At 66.0% G+C, this 250-nt stretch carries 1 protein-coding gene; it reads left to right on the top strand.

Translation table 11 applies throughout. The features are described 5' to 3' along the window. The coding region (locus ACZ3HG_RS24410) for an AAA family ATPase (RefSeq protein WP_465335060.1) at positions 1 to 179 on the top strand (179 nt) is incomplete at its 5' end. Positions 180 to 250 lie beyond the last annotated feature (71 nt).

The raw sequence follows: 250 nt of genomic DNA on the forward strand, positions 1-250 counted from the left end.
GCCTCGGGCACGGCAAGGGCTACAAGTACGCCCACGACAGCGAGATCGGCATCGTCGCGCAGCAGTACCTGCCCGACGAATTGCGCGGGAAGCAGTACTACCAACCGACGTCCCACGGGGCGGAACGCGAGGTGTCCGCGCGGCTGGAGAAGATCCGGCGCATCCTCGACGGCGGCTGAAACGGCGGCGGGACCGCCTCTGGTAGCATGAATCGGCTCGAAACAGGGTTTTCGGGCATCCCCTCCTTCCT

This window comes from Erwinia sp. PME.40.26/001 (assembly GCF_055556675.1).